The 18,505-nt window shown below is 76.8% G+C and carries 15 protein-coding genes and 4 riboswitches; of the genes, 6 read left to right on the top strand and 9 right to left on the bottom strand.

Annotated features, from left to right (window positions below; genetic code table 11):
* Positions 1 to 51 precede the first annotated feature (51 nt).
* The 8 genes from ACRYM2_RS04705 to ACRYM2_RS04740 form a co-directional block, all read right to left on the bottom strand.
* Positions 52 to 861: an amino acid ABC transporter ATP-binding protein gene (locus ACRYM2_RS04705; RefSeq protein ID WP_432520242.1), complete on the bottom strand. Its 810-nt coding sequence runs from the start codon at positions 859 to 861 to the stop codon at positions 52 to 54.
* Positions 858 to 1,844: an amino acid ABC transporter permease gene (locus ACRYM2_RS04710; RefSeq protein ID WP_432520244.1), complete on the bottom strand. Its 987-nt coding sequence runs from the start codon at positions 1,842 to 1,844 to the stop codon at positions 858 to 860. The genes ACRYM2_RS04705 and ACRYM2_RS04710 overlap by 4 nt, the downstream gene beginning before the upstream one ends.
* Entirely contained in the window at positions 1,841 to 3,877 is a 2,037-nt protein-coding gene (locus ACRYM2_RS04715; protein WP_432520246.1) for an FAD/NAD(P)-binding protein, read from the bottom strand. Before ACRYM2_RS04715 ends, ACRYM2_RS04710 begins: the two co-directional genes overlap by 4 nt.
* Before the next feature lie 89 nt (positions 3,878 to 3,966).
* Positions 3,967 to 4,056: a putative leader peptide gene (locus ACRYM2_RS04720; RefSeq protein ID WP_432520248.1), complete on the bottom strand. Its 90-nt coding sequence runs from the start codon at positions 4,054 to 4,056 to the stop codon at positions 3,967 to 3,969.
* Between the two features lie 6 nt (positions 4,057 to 4,062).
* A riboswitch (SAM riboswitch) is annotated at positions 4,063 to 4,156 on the bottom strand.
* Between the two features lie 92 nt (positions 4,157 to 4,248).
* Positions 4,249 to 5,580 carry an NtaA/DmoA family FMN-dependent monooxygenase gene (locus ACRYM2_RS04725; RefSeq protein ID WP_432520250.1) on the bottom strand — a complete coding sequence of 444 codons (1,332 nt, stop codon included), beginning with the start codon at positions 5,578 to 5,580 and terminating at the stop codon, positions 4,249 to 4,251.
* Complete coding sequence (locus ACRYM2_RS04730; protein ID WP_432520252.1) at positions 5,577 to 6,650, bottom strand: LLM class flavin-dependent oxidoreductase; 1,074 nt, start codon at positions 6,648 to 6,650, stop codon at positions 5,577 to 5,579. The genes ACRYM2_RS04725 and ACRYM2_RS04730 overlap by 4 nt, the downstream gene beginning before the upstream one ends.
* Positions 6,651 to 6,761: 111 nt before the next feature.
* Positions 6,762 to 7,145, bottom strand: coding sequence for a rhodanese-like domain-containing protein (locus ACRYM2_RS04735; RefSeq protein ID WP_432520254.1), 384 nt, complete (start codon positions 7,143 to 7,145; stop codon positions 6,762 to 6,764).
* A gap of 82 nt (positions 7,146 to 7,227) precedes the next feature.
* Positions 7,228 to 8,619 carry an aminotransferase class V-fold PLP-dependent enzyme gene (locus tag ACRYM2_RS04740; RefSeq protein WP_432520257.1) on the bottom strand — a complete coding sequence of 464 codons (1,392 nt, stop codon included), beginning with the start codon at positions 8,617 to 8,619 and terminating at the stop codon, positions 7,228 to 7,230.
* Between the two features lie 48 nt (positions 8,620 to 8,667).
* Positions 8,668 to 8,781, bottom strand: a riboswitch (SAM riboswitch).
* 172 nt (positions 8,782 to 8,953) lie between these two features.
* Positions 8,954 to 9,045, top strand: a riboswitch (SAM riboswitch).
* Between the two features lie 61 nt (positions 9,046 to 9,106).
* On the opposite strand from ACRYM2_RS04740, the gene ACRYM2_RS04745 reads away from it, so the two are divergent.
* The 6 genes from ACRYM2_RS04745 to ACRYM2_RS04770 all read left to right on the top strand — a co-directional run bounded on the left by ACRYM2_RS04745 (position 9,107) and on the right by ACRYM2_RS04770 (position 16,478).
* Positions 9,107 to 10,174, top strand: a complete 1,068-nt coding sequence (locus tag ACRYM2_RS04745; RefSeq protein ID WP_432520259.1) for a methylenetetrahydrofolate reductase — start codon at positions 9,107 to 9,109, stop codon at positions 10,172 to 10,174.
* Positions 10,171 to 12,528 (top strand): 5-methyltetrahydropteroyltriglutamate--homocysteine S-methyltransferase, encoded by a 2,358-nt coding sequence (metE, locus tag ACRYM2_RS04750; RefSeq protein ID WP_432520261.1) that lies wholly within the window; start codon positions 10,171 to 10,173, stop codon positions 12,526 to 12,528. Before ACRYM2_RS04745 ends, metE begins: the two co-directional genes overlap by 4 nt.
* Before the next feature lie 78 nt (positions 12,529 to 12,606).
* Positions 12,607 to 12,695, top strand: a riboswitch (SAM riboswitch).
* Positions 12,696 to 12,700: 5 nt separating this feature from the next.
* The gene (locus ACRYM2_RS04755) at positions 12,701 to 13,120 is read left to right on the top strand and encodes a rhodanese-like domain-containing protein (protein ID WP_432520263.1); all 420 of its coding nucleotides are present in this window, start codon (positions 12,701 to 12,703) and stop codon (positions 13,118 to 13,120) included.
* Between the two features lie 95 nt (positions 13,121 to 13,215).
* On the top strand, positions 13,216 to 14,370 hold the full coding sequence (locus tag ACRYM2_RS04760) for an O-succinylhomoserine sulfhydrylase (RefSeq protein ID WP_432520346.1): 1,155 nt from the start codon (positions 13,216 to 13,218) through the stop codon (positions 14,368 to 14,370).
* A 28-nt stretch (positions 14,371 to 14,398) separates the two neighbouring features.
* Positions 14,399 to 15,640, top strand: a complete 1,242-nt coding sequence (locus ACRYM2_RS04765; protein ID WP_432520265.1) for a cobalamin-independent methionine synthase II family protein — start codon at positions 14,399 to 14,401, stop codon at positions 15,638 to 15,640.
* Positions 15,641 to 15,644: 4 nt separating this feature from the next.
* Positions 15,645 to 16,478, top strand: coding sequence for a class I SAM-dependent methyltransferase (locus ACRYM2_RS04770; protein WP_432520267.1), 834 nt, complete (start codon positions 15,645 to 15,647; stop codon positions 16,476 to 16,478).
* On the opposite strand, the gene ACRYM2_RS04775 is transcribed toward ACRYM2_RS04770, so the two are convergent.
* Positions 16,414 to 18,435 (bottom strand): FAD/NAD(P)-binding protein, encoded by a 2,022-nt coding sequence (locus ACRYM2_RS04775; protein WP_432520269.1) that lies wholly within the window; start codon positions 18,433 to 18,435, stop codon positions 16,414 to 16,416. The genes ACRYM2_RS04770 and ACRYM2_RS04775 overlap by 65 nt on opposite strands.
* Between the last annotated feature and the right edge of the window lie 70 nt (positions 18,436 to 18,505).

An 18,505-nucleotide genomic window follows, 5' to 3' on the forward strand; every position in this document is an offset into this window, starting at 1 on the left:
CGGTCCGGCGCTGCGCCGGACCGGGTTCGCGGGAGCGGGGTGGGGAGCGGGTCAGAGCACCTTGGCCAGGAAGGCGCGGGTGCGTTCGTGGCGGGGGTCGTCGAGGACCTCGGCGGCGGAACCCTCCTCGACGACGACGCCCTCGTGCAGGAACAGCACGCGGTCGGCGACCTCGCGGGCGAAGCCGATCTCGTGGGTGACCACGACCATCGTCGTGCCGGTGCGGGCCAGGTCCCGGACGACGTCGAGCACCTCGCCCACCAGTTCCGGGTCCAGCGCCGAGGTGGGTTCGTCGAAGAGCACCAGCGAGGGTTCCAGGGCCAGCGCGCGGGCGATGGCCACGCGCTGCTGCTGCCCGCCGGACAGCCGACGGGGGTACTCGTCGGCCTTGTCGGCCAGCCCGACCCGCTCCAGCAGCGCCCGCGCCTTGGGCAGCACCTCGCTGCGGCGGCGGCGCTGGGCCGACAGGGGCGCCTCGGTGACGTTCTCCAGCACCGTCAGGTGCGGGAAGAGGTTGAAGCCCTGGAAGACGAACCCGATGCCCGAGCGCTGGCGCAGCACCTCGCGCTCGTGCAGCTCGCGCAGGTGCCGGCCGGCGCGCCGGTATCCGATGAGCTCGCCGTTGACCTCGACGAGGCCGGCGTCCACCTTCTCGAGGTGGTTGACGGTGCGCAGCAGCGTGGACTTGCCGGACCCCGAGGAGCCCAGGACGACGGTGACGGTGCCGGCCTGCACGGTGAGGTCCACGCCGCGCAGCACGTGCAGGGCGCCGAAGCGCTTGTGCACGCCCTGCAGGCGCACGACGGGCTGCGGGGGCGCGCTCGCCGCGCCCGCACCGGGGGAGCTCGCGGTGGTGCTCACCGGGCCACCTCCGCCCGGTGGCCGCGGCCGGCCCGCACGGAGCGCAGCGCCCGCAGCAGCGCTGGCCGCCGGTCCTCGCGGGTGCTGCCGCGGCCGTAGTGGCGCTCCACGAGCCACTGCAGGGCCGAGAGCGCGGTCGTCAGGGCGAAGTACCACACCGCAGCCACCAGCAGCAGCGGGATCACCTGGCCGGTGCGGTTGTAGACGACCTGCACCTGGTAGAAGAGCTCGGGCAGCGCCATGACGTAGACCACCGAGGTCCCCTTCAGCAGGCCGATCACCTCGTTGCCCGTGGTCGGGACGATGACGCGCAGCGCCTGCGGCAGCTGGATGCGCCGGAACTGCCGGGCGCGGGGGATGCCCAGCGCGGCGGCGGCCTCCCGCTGCCCGGGGTCGACGGCGAGGAACCCCGAGCGCACGATCTCGGCGAAGTAGGCCGCCTGGTGCAGGCCCAGGCCGAGGAAGGCCGCGGTGACGGGGCCGACGAGGTCCTGGGTGGAGACCGTCCAGAACTGCGGGCCGAAGGGGACGCCGAACCCGATCCGGTCGTAGAGGATCGCCAGGTTGTACCAGAACAGCAGCTGCAGGATGAGGGGCACGGAGCGGAAGACGCTGACGTAGGCGAAGCTGACGCCCCTCAGCAGCGGGTTCGCCGACATCCGCATCAGCGCCAGCACGGTGCCGAGCACCAGGCCGATGGCGGTCCCGGCGAGCGTGAGGCGGACGGTCAGCCACAGCGACTCCAGGATGGTCGCCGAGAAGAGGAACTGCCCCACGGTCGGCCAGTCCCAGGCCGGGTTCGTCACCAGGGCGTTGACGGCCATCGCGGCCAGCACCGCGACGACGGCCGTCGCCGCCCAGCGCCAGGGGTGGCGCGCCGGCAGCACCTTGACCGGCTCCGCCGCCCGCGGTGCACCGGGTGCGCCGGGCGTCCCGGCGGCGGCCGCGCCGACCTGCGGCGGGGTGCTCGTGGGCGGGGTCATCCCTCGCGACCTCCGGGGGGATCGGCCGGCTGCAAGCCGGGGGTGGTGGTGGTGGGAGGGCTGCTGGCCGCGCTGGCGGACGCGAGCAGGCGGGCGGCGAGCCGGTCGTGGTGGCGGAAGAGCGGTGCGTCCGTGCCGGGGCGGGCGAACGCCGCTGCGGCGGCCTCCCCGCTCACCCAGGCGCCGGTGGCGAACCGGCGCGGGTGCACCGTGCCGTCGGCGTGCACGAGCCGGCCCTCGCCGTCGACCACGAGCCGGCCGTCGGAGAGCCTCGCCCCCTGCTGCTGCAGCTCGTGGGCGCGGACCTCGCCGCGCTCGCGCAACCGGGTCAGCAGCGCGTCGGAGGCCCGCTCCAGGTCCGGCTGCGGCAACCGGGCCTCCACCAGGGCGCGGGCGTGCAGCACGTGCGGGCCGCTGCCGGAGGTCACGACGAACGCACCCGCGTCCGCGTCGGCGCTGACGTGCACGTCGGCGCCGACGAAGCGCAGCAGCCCGGCCCGGGCCAGCGCCGCCAGCTGGCGCAGGCGCTGCGGCGGGGGGCCGGACGCGACGTGGCTGAAGAAGCCGTGCCACCACCCGTCGAGGTCCACGGCGCTGGAGCGGGCGTCCAGCCGGCCCGCCGCGTGCAGGCGGGCGGTGACGACGTACGCCGACAGCAGGGCACCGACGACCGCCGCGTCGGGGGAGTGCCGCGGGTCGCTGCGCCGGGCGCGGTCGGCCTCCAGGTGCTCCAGCACCCGCGCGTGCACCTCCTCGCCGGAGGTGCCCCACCAGCCGTCGAGGGGGCGGTCGAGCGCGCCGACGTCGAAGCGGTCCGCGGGGTCGGGGACCGCGCGGGCGACCAGCTCGTCGGCCTGGCCGCTGCCCCAGGGGGCGCGGGAGAACCGCGCGTCGAACCCGGCGGCCGCTCCCCGGGTGCGCTCGGGGTGGGCGTGGAACAACTGCCGGTAGTGCGCCCCGGCGAGCTCCTTGACCACCAGCGGCCACAGGTCGGCCCGCAGGTCCAGCGCCGCGTCCGGGCGCAGGGCGGTGGCCGCCTCGACCGTGTAGTACCGCGGCAGCCCGAGGTCGGCGGGCGCCGGGTAGCCGATCTTCGAGCGGTACGGCACATCGCGCCGCGACCCTGCGTGCAGCACGGGTTCCCGCCCGCTGGGCAGGTAGTCCAGGGACCCGTCGGCGCGTTCGGCGAAGCGCCCGCCGCGGCCCTCGGTGAGGCGGACCACGAGGTCGACGAACGCCAGGCCCATGCCCACCACGGCGACGTCCGCACCCGCGGGCAGGACGTCCAGGTCCAGGTCGCCGGTGTACCCGGGCGGCACGTAGGCGAGCCCGTGGACGTCGGCGAACGTGCGCAGCCTGCGCTCGCGCGGGCCGGGGCGCACGTCCAGGTGGCCCTGCACCAGCAGGACGGTGTCGACGGCCAGCGCTCGCTCGCGCCCGTCCAGGTGCACCAGCTGCCGGCCGTCCACCCCGTCGCGCACGTCGAGGGCGGCGTGCGGGTGCCGGTGCACGCGCACCGCGGGCGGCAGGCCGGCGAGCGTGCGCTCCCAGGCCCAGTGCAGGTAGCGGCTGGCCAGCCGCCGGGAGACGAAGGAACCCTCGTGGACCGCGAGCACCTCCCGGTGCAGCAGGTCGTCGCCCGCGGCGGCCGCCTCGGCCGCCAGTCGCGAGCGGTGCTCCTCGACCCAGCCGTGCAGCGACGGCCCGGTCGCCACCCGGCCGGTCAGGCCGGTGACGCTGTCGTCGGGCAGGACGGTGATGTCCGCCGCCCGCGAGTTCATCCACAGCAGGGGTTCCTGCTCCCGCCGCCAGACGCGGCCGGCGCCGGAGTCGAACGGGTCGGCGACGTGGACGTCCAGCGCGGTGCCCGACAGGGCCGCGCGGGCGCCGAGGCGCTGCAGCAGGCCGAGGGTCCGCGGCCCGGCGCCGACGACGCAGAGGCTGCGCACGGCGGCGGGGTCCCCGGTGAGGTCCTCGGTCGGTTCGTCGGTGAGTTCTCCGGCAGGGCTTCCGGTGGTGTTCCCGGTGGGCACGGGTGGGCTCCTGGGGTGCGCGCGTCGGCGACGCGGGGGACGTCCGGGGGTTCCGGGAGGCGCGTGCCTCCCGCCGCGGCGGACGCTGGTCAGCGACCCGGACAGGTGGCGGAGCTCAACCGCCCGAGGTCCACGTGACGGCGCCGGACGAGGGGCGTGCCGGTGTCGGTGCTGCGCATGTCCTGCTCCCATCGGCCTGGCGGGAGCACCCGCACCCGGAGTTCCGGGGGGTTGCTGCGGCGTCGTCGAGCCAGGTCTCTCGGCCGCTCTGGATGGATGGTGGAAACCTACCGCACCTGGAGCGCGCTGCGCCAGAGCCGTTGCGGGGCAGCGTGCTCCGGGTGTCGGGTCGGCGCCGGGTCGGCGCCGGGTCAGCGCCGGGTGAGCGGGGGCCGCAGCCCCAGGTGCTCGCGCAGCGTCGTCCCGACGTACTCGGCGGGGTACGCGCCGCGCTCCTGCAGCGCGGGCACGAGCTGGTCGACGATCTCGTCGAGCCCGCTCGGCACCAGGTACGGGGAGACGTTGAACCCGCTGCTGGCGCCCGTGCGGACCCAGCGCGTCAGCTCGTCGGCCACCTGCGACGGGGTTCCCGAGAAACCCCGCTCGGAGGAGTTGTGGATGACCAGCTCGCGCAGCGAGAACTTGTTCTCCTCCGCGACGGCGCGCCAGTGCCGGGCGATCTCGCGCGGGTCGTGCCCCTGCCGGGCGGCGCCGCGGGTCCCGTCGATGCCGCTGATGACCGGGTCGTGCGCGGGCAGCGGCCCGTCCGGGTCGTAGCCGGAGAGGTCCTCGCCCCAGACCTGCCCGACCAGCGACAGGGCGGTCGCGGGGGTCACCTGGTTCTCCACCACCCAGCGCGCCTTCTCCTCGGCCTCGGCCTCGGTGTCGGCGAGCACGATCTGGGTGCCGGGCAGCACGAGGACGTCGTCCTCGGGGCGGCCGGCGGCCACGACACGCCGGCGCAGGTCGTCGGCGAAGGCGAGGGCGTCGGCGTGGTGGGTGCCGTGCCGGGAGAAGACCACGTCCGCCGAGCGCGCCGCGAAGTCGCGGCCGGCGGGGGAGTCCCCGGCCTGGAACACCACCGGGTGCCCCTGCGGGCTGCGCGGCACCGTGGGGGAGATCTCCACGTCGAAGAAGGCGTCGTCGGCGCGCACCGGGGAGAACCCCGCACCGTCCCAGCTGTCCCAGACCCGGCGGGCCAGGGCGACGAAGCGCTCGGCGCGCTCGTAGCGGTCGGCGTGGTCCAGGTACCCGCCGCGGCGGAAGTTCTCGCCCGTCCAGGCGTTGTCGGTCGTCACGACGTTCCAGGCGGCCCGGCCGCCGGAGAGCACGTCGAGCGAGGCCAGCCGCCGCGCCAGGTCCGCGGGGTCGTTGTAGGTGGTGTTCTGGGTGGCGACCAGGCCGATGCGCTCGGTCAGGCCCGCCAGGGTCGCCAGCTCGGTGAGCGCGTCGGGGCGGCCGACGACGTCGAGGTCGTGCAGGCGCCCGCGCTGCTCGCGCAGCCGCAGCCCCTCCCCGAGGAAGAACGCGTCGAACAGGCCCCGCTCGGCGGTGCGGGCCAGCTGAACGAACGTGGAGTGGTGCAGCTGGGAACCGCTGCGCGGGTCCGACCAGATGGTCCCGTGGTTGACCCCCTGGAAGAACACCCCGAAGTGGACGGTGGCGTCGGGGTGGCGCAGGTCGTCGGTGGGTGCGGTGCTCACGCCTGGCTCCCGGAGAGGGTGGAGAACTGGTTGACCGGCCGCGGCAGGCCGAGGGTGGAGCGCAGCGTCGAGCCGCTGGGCGGCGGCTGCAGCAGGCGCGAGACGCGCAGCGCGGGCAGCGTCGTGCGCACCAGCTGGCGCAGGTCCTCGTCGAGGACGGCCGCGTGCAGGCGCACCCCGTCGACGCGGCCGGCCAGCTCCTGCAGGAACCGGGCGAAGGCCTCGCCCGAGCCGCTCCAGCGCACCCGCCCGCCGGCGGGGGCGGCCGCGTCGGCGTCCAGGGCCCGCAGCCGCTCGTCGGCCGGGGCGGCCTCGGTGTCGAGCGCGAACTCGACCTCGACGACGACCAGCGGGCCGCCCGTGCTGCGGTGCGCCTCGGCGTCGCCGGTGAGCACGACGTCGGCGACGCCCGCGGCGCCGGCCGCCGGCAGGTCCTGCGCCCGCACCGCCACGACCGGCTGGCCCTGCGGCGGCCGCGGGACGGTCAGCGGTCCCCGCACCGACCACCGGCCGGTGTCGACGTCCACCGGGTGCAGCCGGTCGCGGTCCACGTAGCGCCCGGTGGCCACGTCGCGGACGACGGCGTCGTCCTCCCAGGAGTCCCACAGCGCCCGCACCGTGCGGACGACGTCCGCGAGCTCGGTGCGCGCGTCCTCGCCGGCGAGCACCGGCAGGCCCACCGCCCGCGCCGCGGCGGGCGGCGAGGTGGAGGCGACCCACCCGGCGCGGCCGGCGGAGGAGTGGTCCAGCGAGGCGATCTGCGCGGCGAGGTGGAAGGGCTCGGAGTACGTCGTGGCGGCGACGGGCAGCAGGCCGATCGCCTCGGTGGTGCCCGTGAGGAAGGCTGCGCGCTGCACGGCGTCGAGGTGGCCGACGGGGTTGCGCGCGTCGGGCAGCGGGGAGTCCTCGAAGGTGAGCGCCGTCAGACCCTGCGCTTGGGCGGTGACCGCGGACTCGCGCAGCCGGGCGCCGGAGAACACGGCCTCGGGTGCGGTGCGCGAGCGGCGCCAGGCGGCGGGGTGCCAGCCGCCGCCGTCGACGTCGAGGAGGAGGTGGAACGGGGTGGGCATGGCGGCTCCGGTCGGTCGGCGGGCGACCCCGGTGCGCTCCGGCACCGGGGTCGCCCGCTGGGGTTTCGAGGGGTTCTCCTCAGAGGTCGCGGCGGGTCGCCGCACCGGCCGTCACGGCCGGGCGGCGGGTTCCGTGGTGGGCAGGCCGGCCGCCTTCCACGCCGGGAAACCGCCCGCCACGTGCACGACGTCGGTGAAGCCGGCGGCCAGCAGCTGGGCGGTGACCGGCCCGGACCCCGCGGGCGACCCGCAGATCACCACGACGGGCTGGTCCGGGCCGCGCAGCTGCTCCAGCGCGCCGGGAGCGCCCGCGGCGAACCGCTGCGCGACCTCGTCCTTGGCGACGACGACGGCCTGCGGCAGCCCGCCCGCCGCGGCGCGGCCGGCCTCACTGCGCACGTCGACGAGCAGTGCGCCGCCGTCGACGGCGCGCCCGGCGCTCGCGGCGTCGACGAGCGGCGCCTCGGTCGGGGCCTGGTCGGGGGTGGTGCTCACGGTTCCTCCTGGTCTCGCGGGTGGGGCCTCGCGGGTGGGGCCCGGCGGGTGGGGCCCGGCGGGTGGGGCCCGGCGGGTGGGGTCAGCGCGCCGGCGCGTGCAGGACGTCGTCGGGAGCGTCGAGGGGAGCGTCGAGGGGAGCGTCGTCGAGGACGAGCTCGAGGAAGTCCGCGGGGGCGGGCCGCGGGTCGTCCAGCGGGCCCCAGGCGCCGTCGACGACGCCGTACTCCAGCCGCGGCCCGCTCGCGAGGAACTGCTCGAGGGCGCCCAGGAGCCGCTCGACGTCCCGCGAGCTCGTGCCGACCCCGGTGGAGGCGCGCAGCCCGCCGGTGGGGATCCCCAGCGAGTCCGCGAACCGGTGGGCGCAGAAGCGCCCGTCGCGCACGCCGACGCCGTGCTCGGCGGACAGGTAGGCCGCGACGGCGGAGGCGTCGTGGCCGGGCAGCGTGAACGTCACGACGCCGACCGCGTCCGCGGGGTGCGGGCGCACGACCACGACGCCCTCCAGCGCGCCGAGCCCCTCGACCAGCTGCTCGCGCAGTGCGGCCTCGTGCGCCTCCAGCGCCCCGTCGGGCAGGGCGGACAGCGTGGCGCAGGCCTCGGCCAGCGCGACCGCCCCGACGACGTTGGGCGAACCCGCCTCGTGCCGGTCCGCGCCCACGGCCCAGCGCACCGCGTCCGCGCGCACGTCCAGCGTGGCGCCCCCGCCGGCCAGGTACGGTTCCGCGGCGTCCAGCCAGTCGCGGCGGCCGACGAGCGCGCCGGCGCCGAACGGCGCGTACAGCTTGTGCCCCGACAGCGCGATCCAGTCGATCCCCGCCGCGGCGATCTCCACGCGCCGGTGCGGCAGCAGCTGGGCGCCGTCCACCGCCACGCGGGCGCCCGCGGCGTGCGCGGCCCGGGCCAGCCGGTGCAGCGGCAGCACCTCCCCGGTGACGTTGGAGGCGCCGGTGACGGCCAGCAGCGCGTAGCCGCCGCCGGCCAGCTCCGCCGCCAGCGCGTCGGCGGTGGCCCGCGCGTCCGGGCCGCCGCGCACGACCGTGGTGCGCGCCGAGCGCTGCCAGGGCAGCAGGTTCGCGTGGTGCTCGACGTCCGCCACCAGCACCCGCCCGCCGTCCGGCACCGCGCGCGAGAGCAGGTCCAGCGCGTCGGTGGTGCTGCGGGTGAAGACCACCACGTCGTCCGGGCGGGCGCCCACGAAGGCCCCCACCCGCTCGCGCGCGGCCTCGAACAGCGCCGTGGAGACCCGCGAGAGGTACCCCGCGCCGCGGTGCACGCTGGCGTAGTGCGGCAGCAGCCGCGCCACCCGGTCGGCCACCGCCTCCAGCGCGGGGGCGCTCGCGGCGTTGTCGAGGTTGACGTACCGGGCCCGGCCACCGGTGGCCAGCGGGACGCGCGTGGCGGCGCCGACGACGGGCAGCAGCGGGCCGAGCGCGGTGGGACGGCAGGGGGTGGGCAGGGTGCCGAGGGTCACGGGGCCTCCAGGGACGAGGACCTGCCGGAGACCGGGGGCGCCCGGCCAGGTCCGCGCTTGCGGGCACCACCTCGGTGCCCACCAGGTCGTCACCCGGGGCACCCCGCCGCGGAGGAGGGTTGCCGGCCAGCGAGCCGGGGCTTCGCGCTGGCGCTCATGACCTGTCCGGAGAGTGCCACGACCGGGTGCTGCGCGGCAACACCGGCGCGGTGCCTGCGCGGCACCGGCGCGGCGCGGGCGGGTGGGCGGCGGGCCGCCGCCCCGGGTGGGCCGGACGGGGGTGCCCTCGCGCGGACCCTTGAAACCCGGCGACCTCCCGGTCTACTGTCGAACGACACCATCCAGAGCGGCCGAGAGTCCTGGCTCGACGACGCCGCAGCAACCCCCCGAGCCCGGGCGCGGGTGCTACCGCCAGGTCGATGGAGTTCGGAATGGACGCACCACCTGTCGCCGACGCCTGCCCGCCTGCGGGACGGGTGCCGCGGAGATGACCCTCGCTGCGCTCGTCGCCGGTGCGACGGGGCGGCCCACCCTCAGCCTGGAGCTGTTCCCCCCGCGCACCGACGCGGGACGCGGTGCGCTGCAGCGCTCGCTGGACGAGCTGCTGGCCGCGCGCCCCGACTTCGTCTCGGTGACGTTCGGCGCGGCCGGCGGAACCCGTGAGCGCAGCCGGGAACTGCTGGCGCACGTGCTGAGCACGACGGCGGTCCCGGCGATGGCGCACCTGACGTGCGTGGGTTCCTCGCGCCGCCAGGTCGTCGAGCTGGCCCAGGAGTTCCTGGACGCCGGGGTCCGCGACTTCCTCGCGCTGCGCGGGGACCCGCCGGCCGGGGCCCCGGACTGGCGGCCGCACCCCGACGGCGTGCCCACCGCCCGGGACCTCGTCGAACTCCTGCAGGTCGCCGACCGGCGGCGGCGGGCGCTGCGGGGAGCCTCGCTGCCACCGGGGGAGGGCGCGCTGAGCCTGGCCGTCGCCGCCTTCCCCCGTGCCCGCTGCGAGGCCGACCTGGCGGTCCTGCGCGCCAAGCAGGACGCCGGTGCGCATTTCGCGGTCTGCCAGGTCACCTTCTGCGCGCAGGAGTACGCCGCCTTCGTGCGGCGGGCCCGCGCGGCCGGGGTGAGCATGCCGCTGCTGCCGGGGCTGGCCGTCAGCGACGACCCCCGGCGGTTGCGCCGCATCGGCGAGCTCACCGGGGTGCAGGTGCCCGGACCGCTGCTGGCGGCTCTCGACGCGGGCGACGCGGCGCAGCGCCGGCGGGTCGCGACGGCGTTCACCGCGGCGCTGGCCCGCGGGCTGCTGGACGCGGGCGCCCCGGGTCTGCACCTGTACACCTTCAACGCCGCCGCCGCGGCCCTCGACCTGCTCGACCACCTGGACCTGCCCCGCTCCACGGGCCCCGCCGACCCCGCGCGCCCCGTGGACACCGGGAACCCCGGGAACCCCGGGAACCCCGGGAACCCCGGGAACCCCGGGAACCCCGGGAACCCCGGGAACCCCGGACACCCCCTGAACACCGAGAACCCCCGCGTCGCAGCGGTAGGAGGCCCCCGATGACCGGACCCACCAGCAGCCCGAGCAGCACGCCCGCCTGGAGCGCGACCGTGCTGGGCTACCCCCGCACCGGTGCGGACCGGGAGGCCAAGAAGGCGCTGGAGGCGCTGTGGGCCGGGCGGGCCGACCTCGCCGCCACCGAGGCCGCGCTGGCCGGTGTCCGGGCCGCGACCGTGCGCCGCCTGAACTCCCTCGGCCTGCCCGCCCACGACGCCTCCATCCCCTCGGCGTTCTCCGCCTACGACCAGGTCCTCGACGCGGCCGTCGCCCTCGGCGCGGTGCCCGACCGCTTCGCCGACGTCGTCGGCGGCGACGGCCGCGTGGACCTGGTGGGGTACTCCACGATCGCCCGCGGTCGCGGCGCCGACGCCCCGCTGGAGATGACGAAGTGGTTCGACACCAACTACCACTACCTCGTCCCGGAGATCTCCCCGTCCACCTCCTTCCGCTTCGCCGACGACCGCGGCGTGCGGGAGTTCTCCGAGGCGCTCGCCGACGGGTTCCTCACCCGCCCCGTGGTCGTGGGACCCGTGACGTTCCTGCTGCTGTCGAAGCCGGCCGCGGGCAGCCCCGACGGCTTCGCGCCGGTGCAGCGCCTGGACGACCTGCTCGGCGCCTACGAGGACCTGCTGCGCGCGTACGCCGCCGCCGGTGCCGAGTGGGTCCAGCTGGACGAACCCGCCCTGGTGAGCGGTTCGGCCACCGCCGGGGTGGCGGACCCGGCCGGTCTCGTCGCCACCGCCTACGAGCGGCTCTCGCGCTCGCCCGGCCGTCCCCGGCTGCTGGTCACCACCCCCTACGGCGATCCGGGCGAGCTGCTGGAACCGCTGGCGCGCACGGCGGTCGACGGCCTCGCGCTGGACCTCGTGCGCGGCTCGGCGCCGCGCGACACCTCGCTGCTGGCCGGCAAGACCGTCGTGGGCGGCGTCGTCGACGGCCGCAACGTCTGGCGCGCGGACCTGAGCGCCGCGCTGCGGGTGCTGCGCCCGCTGCAGGGCGCGGCCGCGCACGTCGTGGCCGGGACGTCCACCTCGCTGCTGCACGTCCCGCACGACGTGGACCGGGAGAGCGGGCTGGACGAGCGCCTGCGCGGCTGGCTGGCGTTCGCCGACCAGAAGGTCGCCGAGGTGGTCGTGCTGGGAACCGCGCTGCGCGACCCCGACGCCGTCGGCGAGGTGCTGACCGCCTCCGCCGCCGCCCGGGCCGACCGGGTCGGCGCCCCCGGGGTGGTGCGTGCCGAGGTGCGCTCGCGGCTGGCCGCGCTGACGCCGCAGGCCTTCCGCCGCAGCGACTACGCCGTGCGCCGCAACGCCCAGGACGAGGCGCTGGGCCTGCCGCTGCTGCCGACGACGACCATCGGCTCCTTCCCGCAGACCGCCGGCATCCGCCGTGCGCGCGCGGCGTGGGCGCGCGGGGAGTCCGACGACACCCGCTACGAGGACTACCTGCGCAGCGAGATCGACCGCGTCGTCGCCCTGCAGGAGGAGCTGGGCCTGGACGTGCTCGTGCACGGCGAGCCCGAGCGCAACGACATGGTCCAGTACTTCGCCGAGCACCTGGAGGGTTTCGCCGTCACCGCGCACGGCTGGGTGCAGTCCTACGGCTCGCGCTGCGTGCGCCCGCCGATCCTCTTCGGCGACGTCGTGCGCCCGGAGCCGATCACGGTGCCGTGGAGCGCGTACACCCGCAGCCGCACCGCGAAGCCGGTGAAGGGGATGCTGACCGGCCCGGTGACGATCCTCGCCTGGTCGTTCGTGCGCGACGACCAGCCGCTGGCCGACACCGCCTCCCAGGTGGCCCTCGCCCTGCGCGACGAGGTCGCCGACCTGGAGGCCGCCGGCATCGGGATCGTGCAGGTGGACGAACCCGCGCTGCGCGAGCTGCTGCCGCTGCGGGCCGAGGACCAGCCGGCCTACCTGCGCTGGTCGGTGGACGCCTTCCGGCTGGCGACCGCGGGGGCGGCCGACGCCACCCAGGTCCACACCCACCTGTGCTACTCGGAGTTCGGCGAGGTCATCGACGCCATCGACGGCCTGGACGCCGACGTCACGAGCATCGAGGCGGCCCGCTCGCGCATGGAGGTCCTGGCCGACATCGCCCGCGTCGGCTTCGCGCGCGGCATCGGGCCGGGCGTGTGGGACATCCACTCCCCGCGGGTGCCCTCGACCGAGGAGATCGCCGAGCAGCTGCGCGCCGCCGTCGCCGCGGTCCCCGCGCGCCAGGTGTGGGTGAACCCCGACTGCGGGCTGAAGACCCGCGGCTACGAGGAGACGACGGCCTCGCTGCGCCACCTCGTCGCGGCGGCGCACGCCGTGCGCGCCGAGCTCGCGGCCCGGCCGGTCACCGCCCCCGCCTGAGGGCGCGTCCCCACCGCCCCGCCGGGGGCGGGCTCGCGGAGCCCGCCCCCGGCGTCCCGGCCATGCCCTAGGCTGGCCCGACCATCCAGAGCGGCCGAGAGACCTGGCTCGACGACGCCGCAGCAACCCCCCGACGGGGAGGGTGCTCATGCCAGGACCGATGGGAGGACCTGTGGGTCGTGCCGGTGACCTCACCCCGCGTGAGGCCTACGAGCTCGTCCGCGACGACGCCGACGCCGTCCTCGTCGACGTGCGCACCGAGGCGGAGTGGCGCTACGTCGGCGTGCCCGACACGACGGCGACGGGCAGGCAGCCGGTGTTCGCCTCCTGGCTGCCGGTCGAGGAGGAGGCACCCGGTGCCCGGTTCCTCGCCGAGCTCGCCGCCGCGGGCGTCACCGCCGAGCGCGGTGGCCCGGTGGTGTTCCTGTGCCGCTCCGGGCAGCGCTCGGTGGGTGCGGCCGAGGCGGCCACGGCCGCGGGCATCGTCCCCAGCTACAACGTCCTCGACGGCTTCGAGGGCCCGCTGGACGCCGACGGGCACCGCGGCGGCGCCGGCTGGCGCGCCGAGGGCCTGCCGTGGCGGCAGTCGTGAGCCCGGCGGGCGGGAGCGGCGGCGGGAGCGGCGGCGGGAGCGGCGGCGGGAGCGGCGGGGCGGGCGCACCGGGCTGGCGCCCGGACACCCTCGCCGTGCGGGCCGGGCTCGCGCGCTCGGGGTTCGAGGAGACCGCCGAGGCGCTGTACCTGACCTCCGGGTACGTGTACGCCTCGGCCGCCGACGCCGAGGCCGCCTTCAGCGGCGACGCCGACCGCTACGTGTACTCCCGCTACGGCAACCCCACCGTCTCGGTGTTCACCGAGCGGCTGCGCGCGCTGGAGGGGGCGCAGGCCTGCTACGGCCTGGCCAGCGGGATGTCGGCCGTCTTCTACGCCCTCGCCGCGCTGCTGGGCGCCGGGGACCGGGTCGTGGCCGCCCGCAGCCTCTTCGGCTCCTGCTTCGTGGTCCTCGACGAGATCCTGCCGCGCTGGGGGGTGGTCACCGAGTTCGTCGACGGCGAGGACCTCGCCCAGTGGGAACGCGCCCTGGCCACGCCCGCGCAGGCGGTGTTCTTCGAGACCCCCGCCAACCCCATGCAGACCCTCGTCGACATCGAGGCCGTCGCGCAGCTGGCGCACGCCGCCGGTGCCGTCGTCGTGGTCGACAACGCCTTCGCCAGCCCCGTCGGGCAGCGGCCCCTGCTGCTGGGCGCCGACGTCGTCGTGTACTCGGCGACCAAGCACGTCGACGGCCAGGGCCGCGTCATGGGTGGCGCGGTGCTCGGCAGCAGCGAGTTCGTCGACGGCCGCTTCCGCGAGCTCACCCGGCACACCGGCCCCACGCTCAGCCCCTTCAACGCCTGGACGCTGGCCAAGGGCCTGGAGACGCTGGGGCTGCGGGTGCGGCACTCGGCCGCGAGCGCGCTGCGCATCGCCGAGCACCTGGAGGCCGCCCCCGGCGTGCGCCGGGTGCGCTACCCGCTGCTGCCCAGCCACCCGCAGTTCGACCTCGCGAAGCGGCAGATGGAGCTCGGCGGGACGACGGTCACCTTCGAGCTCGACGCGCCGGACGGGCGCGGGAAGGAACGCGCGTTCGAGGTCCTCGACGCGCTGCGCACGATCGACATCTCCAACAACCTCGGCGACGCCAAGTCGCTGGCCACCCACCCCGCGACGACGACGCACCGCCGGCTCGGCGCCGACGGCCGCGCCGCCATCGGCCTGGGCGACGGCGTGCTGCGGTTGTCGGTGGGCCTGGAGGACCCCGACGACCTGCTCGACGACCTCGACCGCGCCCTGCGCCGCTGAACCCGACCCACCCGAACGGAGCACCACGTTGTCCACCGCCCGGTCCACCGCCCGCCGGATCCCCGTCAGCCACGCCGGCAGCCTGCCCCGCACCCCGGAGCTGATCGCCGCCAACGAGGCCCGGCGCACCGCCGAGGACGGGTTCACCCTGGAGCGCACGCCCGAGTTCGAGCGCCTGCTCACCGACGCCGTCGTCGACCTCGTGCGGCGGCAGGCCGAGCTCGGCGTCACGATCGTCGGCGACGGCGAGTACGGCAAGGCGATGTCCAGCGCCGTGGACTACGGCGCCTGGTGGTCGTACTCCTTCCAGCGCGTCTCCGGGCTGGAGATCACCGGCGAGGACCTGTTCACCCAGCCCGTCGTGCGCTCCGAGCCGGGGAAGGTGCGGCTGACGAGCTTCCCCGACCGCCGCGACTGGACGATCTTCAAGGACGCCTACACCGACCCGACCTCGGGGATCTCCACCGGCAAGAACGCCACCGCGTTCCCCGCCACCACCGGGCCGCTGTCCTACACCGGCCAGGAGGCGATCGCCTCCGACATCGCCAACCTCACGGCCGGTCTGCGGGCGGCCGGGATCCCGCTGGAGCAGGGGTTCATCACCTCCCTGTCCCCGGGCAGCGGGGCGCGCATCTCCAACCGGTACTACGCCACCGAGGAGGAGCACATCTGGGCGTGGGCGGAGGTCATGCGAGAGGAGTACCGGGCCATCGTCGACGCGGGGCTGACGGTGCAGGTGGACGACCCGTCCATCGCGGAGAACTGGGACCAGATCAACCCCGAGCCGAGCGTGGAGGACTACCGCGCCTTCACGAGGATCCGCGTCGAGGCGCTCAACCACGCCCTGCGCGGCCTCCCGCCGGAGCAGGTGCGCTTCCACCTGTGCTGGGGCAGCTGGCACGGCCCGCACACCACCGACGTCGAGTTCAAGCACATCGTCGACCTCATGCTGCAGATCGAGGCCGGCAGCTACTCCTTCGAGGCCGCCAACGTCCGCCACGAGCACGAGTGGAAGGTGTGGAAGGACGTCCAGCTGCCCGCCGGCAAGAAGATCGTGCCCGGGATCGTCAGCCACGCCACGAACGTCGTGGAGCACCCGGAGCTGGTGGCCGACCGCATCGAGCGCTTCGCGTCGGTGGTCGGGGCCGAGAACGTCATCGCCTCCACCGACTGCGGCCTCGGCGGCCGCATCCACCCGCAGATCGCGGTGGCCAAGCTCGCCGCGCTCGGCGAGGGCGCGCGCCTGGCCGCCGCCCGCCTGTCCGGGTGATCCGGTGAGCGCGGAGCCGCTCGGCGCGCAGGCCGGGCGCGAGCGCGGGGAGTCCGCCGCCTGGGCCACCTGGCAGGCCTCCCCGTGGGGGCGGTTGCGCTACCGGGTCGTCGGGCGCGTCCTGCGCCGCTGGTGCACCGTCCTGGGACCCGGCCCGCTGCGGGTGCTGGACGCCGGCGGCGGCGACGGCCGCGACGCGCTGCAGCTGGCGCTGGCGGGGCACGCGGTGACGGTGCTGGACCGCTCGCCCGAGCAGCTGGCCCTGGCCCGCGCGGCGGCCGCGGCGGCGGGCGTCGGCGAGCGGCTGCACACCGTCGCCGCCGACCTGGAGGACCTCACGGCCCTGGCGGCGCTGACCCGCCACCGCGAGGGCGGCTCGGGCTCCTTCGACGTCGTGCTGTGCCACGACGTGCTGCAGCACCGCACCTCGCACGAGCAGGTGCGCGCCGACGTCGCCACGCTGACCTCCTCGGTGCGCCCGGGGGGACTGCTGTCCCTGCTGGCGCCGAACCCGGCCGCCGACGTCGTGGCGGCGGCGCTGCGGGAGGGGCCGGCCGCCGCGTGGGTGGCGCTGGAGGCCGAGCGCGCCCTCGACCCGGCGACCGGCCGCTCGACGCTGCGGCTGGAGGCCGCCTTCGCCGAGGAGGCGCTGGCGGCCGCGGGCTGCGAGGTGGCCGAGCGCGCCGGCGTCCTGGCCGTCACGACGCTGCTGGAGGACGCCGAGCGCGTCGACGAGCGGCTCGCGGCCGACCTGGAGGAGCTGGAGGTCGAGCTCAGCGGCCGCCCGGAGTTCCGCCCGACGGCACGCTTCTGGCACCTCGCGGGGCGACGACGCTGACGGCGGCCGGCGCGGCCCCGTCCGCGACCGCGTCCACGAGCGCCAGCAGGTCCACCGCGATCCGGTCGTTGAGCCGGAAGAACCCCGCGTCCAGCCGCGGCCGGGCGAAGGCCGCCGCCCAGCCGCCGCCGGCCACCCACGGGCCGACCGCGAAGCGCCGCGGGTGCGCCCGCCCCCACCGGTCGACGACCCGCTGAGCGGGGTCCACGACGAGGCGGCCGTTGGCCAGCTCGTGCCCGTCGCCGGTCGCGAAGCTCTGCTCGCCGACCTCGCCGCGGGCGGCCAGCGCCGACAGCAGCGGGTCGGCGCTGTCGCGCACGCTCGGCTGCGGCAGCCGCGCGTCGACCAGCACGCGGGCGCTCACCTCGTGCGGGCGCTCGGCCGAGCGCGCGCTCCAGCACCCGCGCTCCTCGTCGGCGCGGACCTCCAGCTCGCCGCCGAGGAAGCGCACGACCCCCGCGTCGGCCAGGGCCAGCAGCTGCCGCAGCCGCTGCGGCGGCGGGCCGGAGGCGACGTAGCTGAAGAAGCCGTGCCACCAGCCGTCGACGTCGACCGCCGCCGAGCGGGCCTCCAGCAGCCCGCGGCGCGTCAGCTCGGCGACGGTGGCGTAGCAGGACAGCAGCGCCGCGAACACCGCGGCGTCGGGGCTGTGGCGGGGGTCGGCGCGGCGCTCGACGTCCGCGGCGACGTGGGCGCGCACGCGCTCGTGCACGGACTCGCCGTCACCCGCCCCCCGGCCGGCCAGCGGCCGGTCCAGCGCCGGCAGGTCCAGGCGGTCCGCCGGGTCGGGCACCGCGGCCTCCACCAGGGCGTCCAGCTCGGCGCTGCCCCACGCGGCGGCGGCGAAGCGCCGGTCGAACTCCGCGGCCGGCAGGCGGGTCCGCTGCGGGTGCCGGGTGAACAGCTCGTGGTAGTGCGCCCCCGCGAGCTCCTTGGCGATCAGCGGCCACACGTCGGCGCGCAGGTCCAGCTCCCGCCCGCGCCGGGCGGCCGCCTCGGCGGTGAAGAAGCGCGGCAGCGGCGGGCGGCTCGCGAGCTCGTAGGTGATCTTCGAGCGGTACGGCACGCCGCGGCGGCTGCCCACGTGCAGCCTGGGCTCGCGGCCGCTCGGCTCGTAGCGCAGCGTCCCGCCCGGACCGGTGCGGAAGCGCCCGCCGCGCCCCTCGGCGACGAGCACCACGAGGTCGACGAACGCCAGGCCCATGCCGGAGACCAGGACGTCCTCGCCGGGCGGCAGCAGGTCGAGGTCGTCCTCCAGCCCCAGGTCGCCGGTGTACCCGGGCGCCACGTAGCCCAGGCCGTGGCGGTCGGCGAACCGCCGCAGCGCCTGCTCGCGGGGGCCGGGGAGCACGTCGGGGTGCCCCTGCGCGAGCAGCACCGCGTCCACCTCCAGCGTGCCGCCGTCGTCGAGCCGCACGAGCTGGCGGCCGCCGGCGCCCTCGCGCAGGTCGACGGCGCGGGCGGTGTGCTCGTGCAGCGCCACCGTCGCCGGCAGCGCCTCGCGCACCCGCTCCCAGGCCCAGCGCAGGTAGTGGCTGCCGAGCGCGCGCGAGACGAAGGTGCCCTCGCCGACGCCGAGCACCTCCCGGTGCAGCTCGTCCTGCCCCTGCTGCGCGAAGCGCTCCGCGAGCTCGGCGCGGTGGGCGTCCAGCCAGGCGAACAGCGTCGGCCCGGTGCGCAGCGGGCCGGACAGCGTGCACGACTCGTCCGGCAGCACCGTGACGTCGGCGGCGCGGGAGTTCATCCACAGCAGCGGGTGCTGCTCGGCGCGCCAGATCCGCCCGGACCCCGGCGGGTACGGGTCGACGACGTGCACGTCGAGGCGGCGGCCGCGCGCACCGGCGTGCGCGCCGAGGCGGTCGAGCACGCCCAGGGCGCGCGGACCCGCGCCGACCAGGCACAGGGAGGGGGCGCGGGAGGTGACGGGGGAGGTGACGGGGGAGGGCAGAGCGGGCACGGGGGCTCCTGACGAGGGGGTGGACCCACCGCGGGGGGTGGGCGCGCGGACCTCGTCAGGAACAGGTGCA

Origin of the sequence: Kineococcus aridisoli, assembly GCF_050871885.1 — a bacterium.
Classification (GTDB): Bacteria; Actinomycetota; Actinomycetes; order Actinomycetales; family Kineococcaceae; genus Kineococcus.

Bases quoted from the DNA above. Each gene is read 5' to 3' on its own strand.
- ACRYM2_RS04730 (WP_432520252.1), bottom strand. From the start codon at position 6,650: ATGCCCACCCCGTTCCACCTCCTCCTCGACGTCGACGGCGGCGGCTGG.
- ACRYM2_RS04720 (WP_432520248.1), bottom strand. From the start codon at position 4,056: ATGCGCAGCACCGACACCGGCACGCCCCTCGTCCGGCGCCGTCACGTG.
- ACRYM2_RS04745 (WP_432520259.1), top strand. From the start codon at position 9,107: ATGACCCTCGCTGCGCTCGTCGCCGGTGCGACGGGGCGGCCCACCCTC.
- metE (WP_432520261.1), top strand. From the start codon at position 10,171: ATGACCGGACCCACCAGCAGCCCGAGCAGCACGCCCGCCTGGAGCGCG.
- ACRYM2_RS04710 (WP_432520244.1), bottom strand. From the start codon at position 1,844: ATGACCCCGCCCACGAGCACCCCGCCGCAGGTCGGCGCGGCCGCCGCC.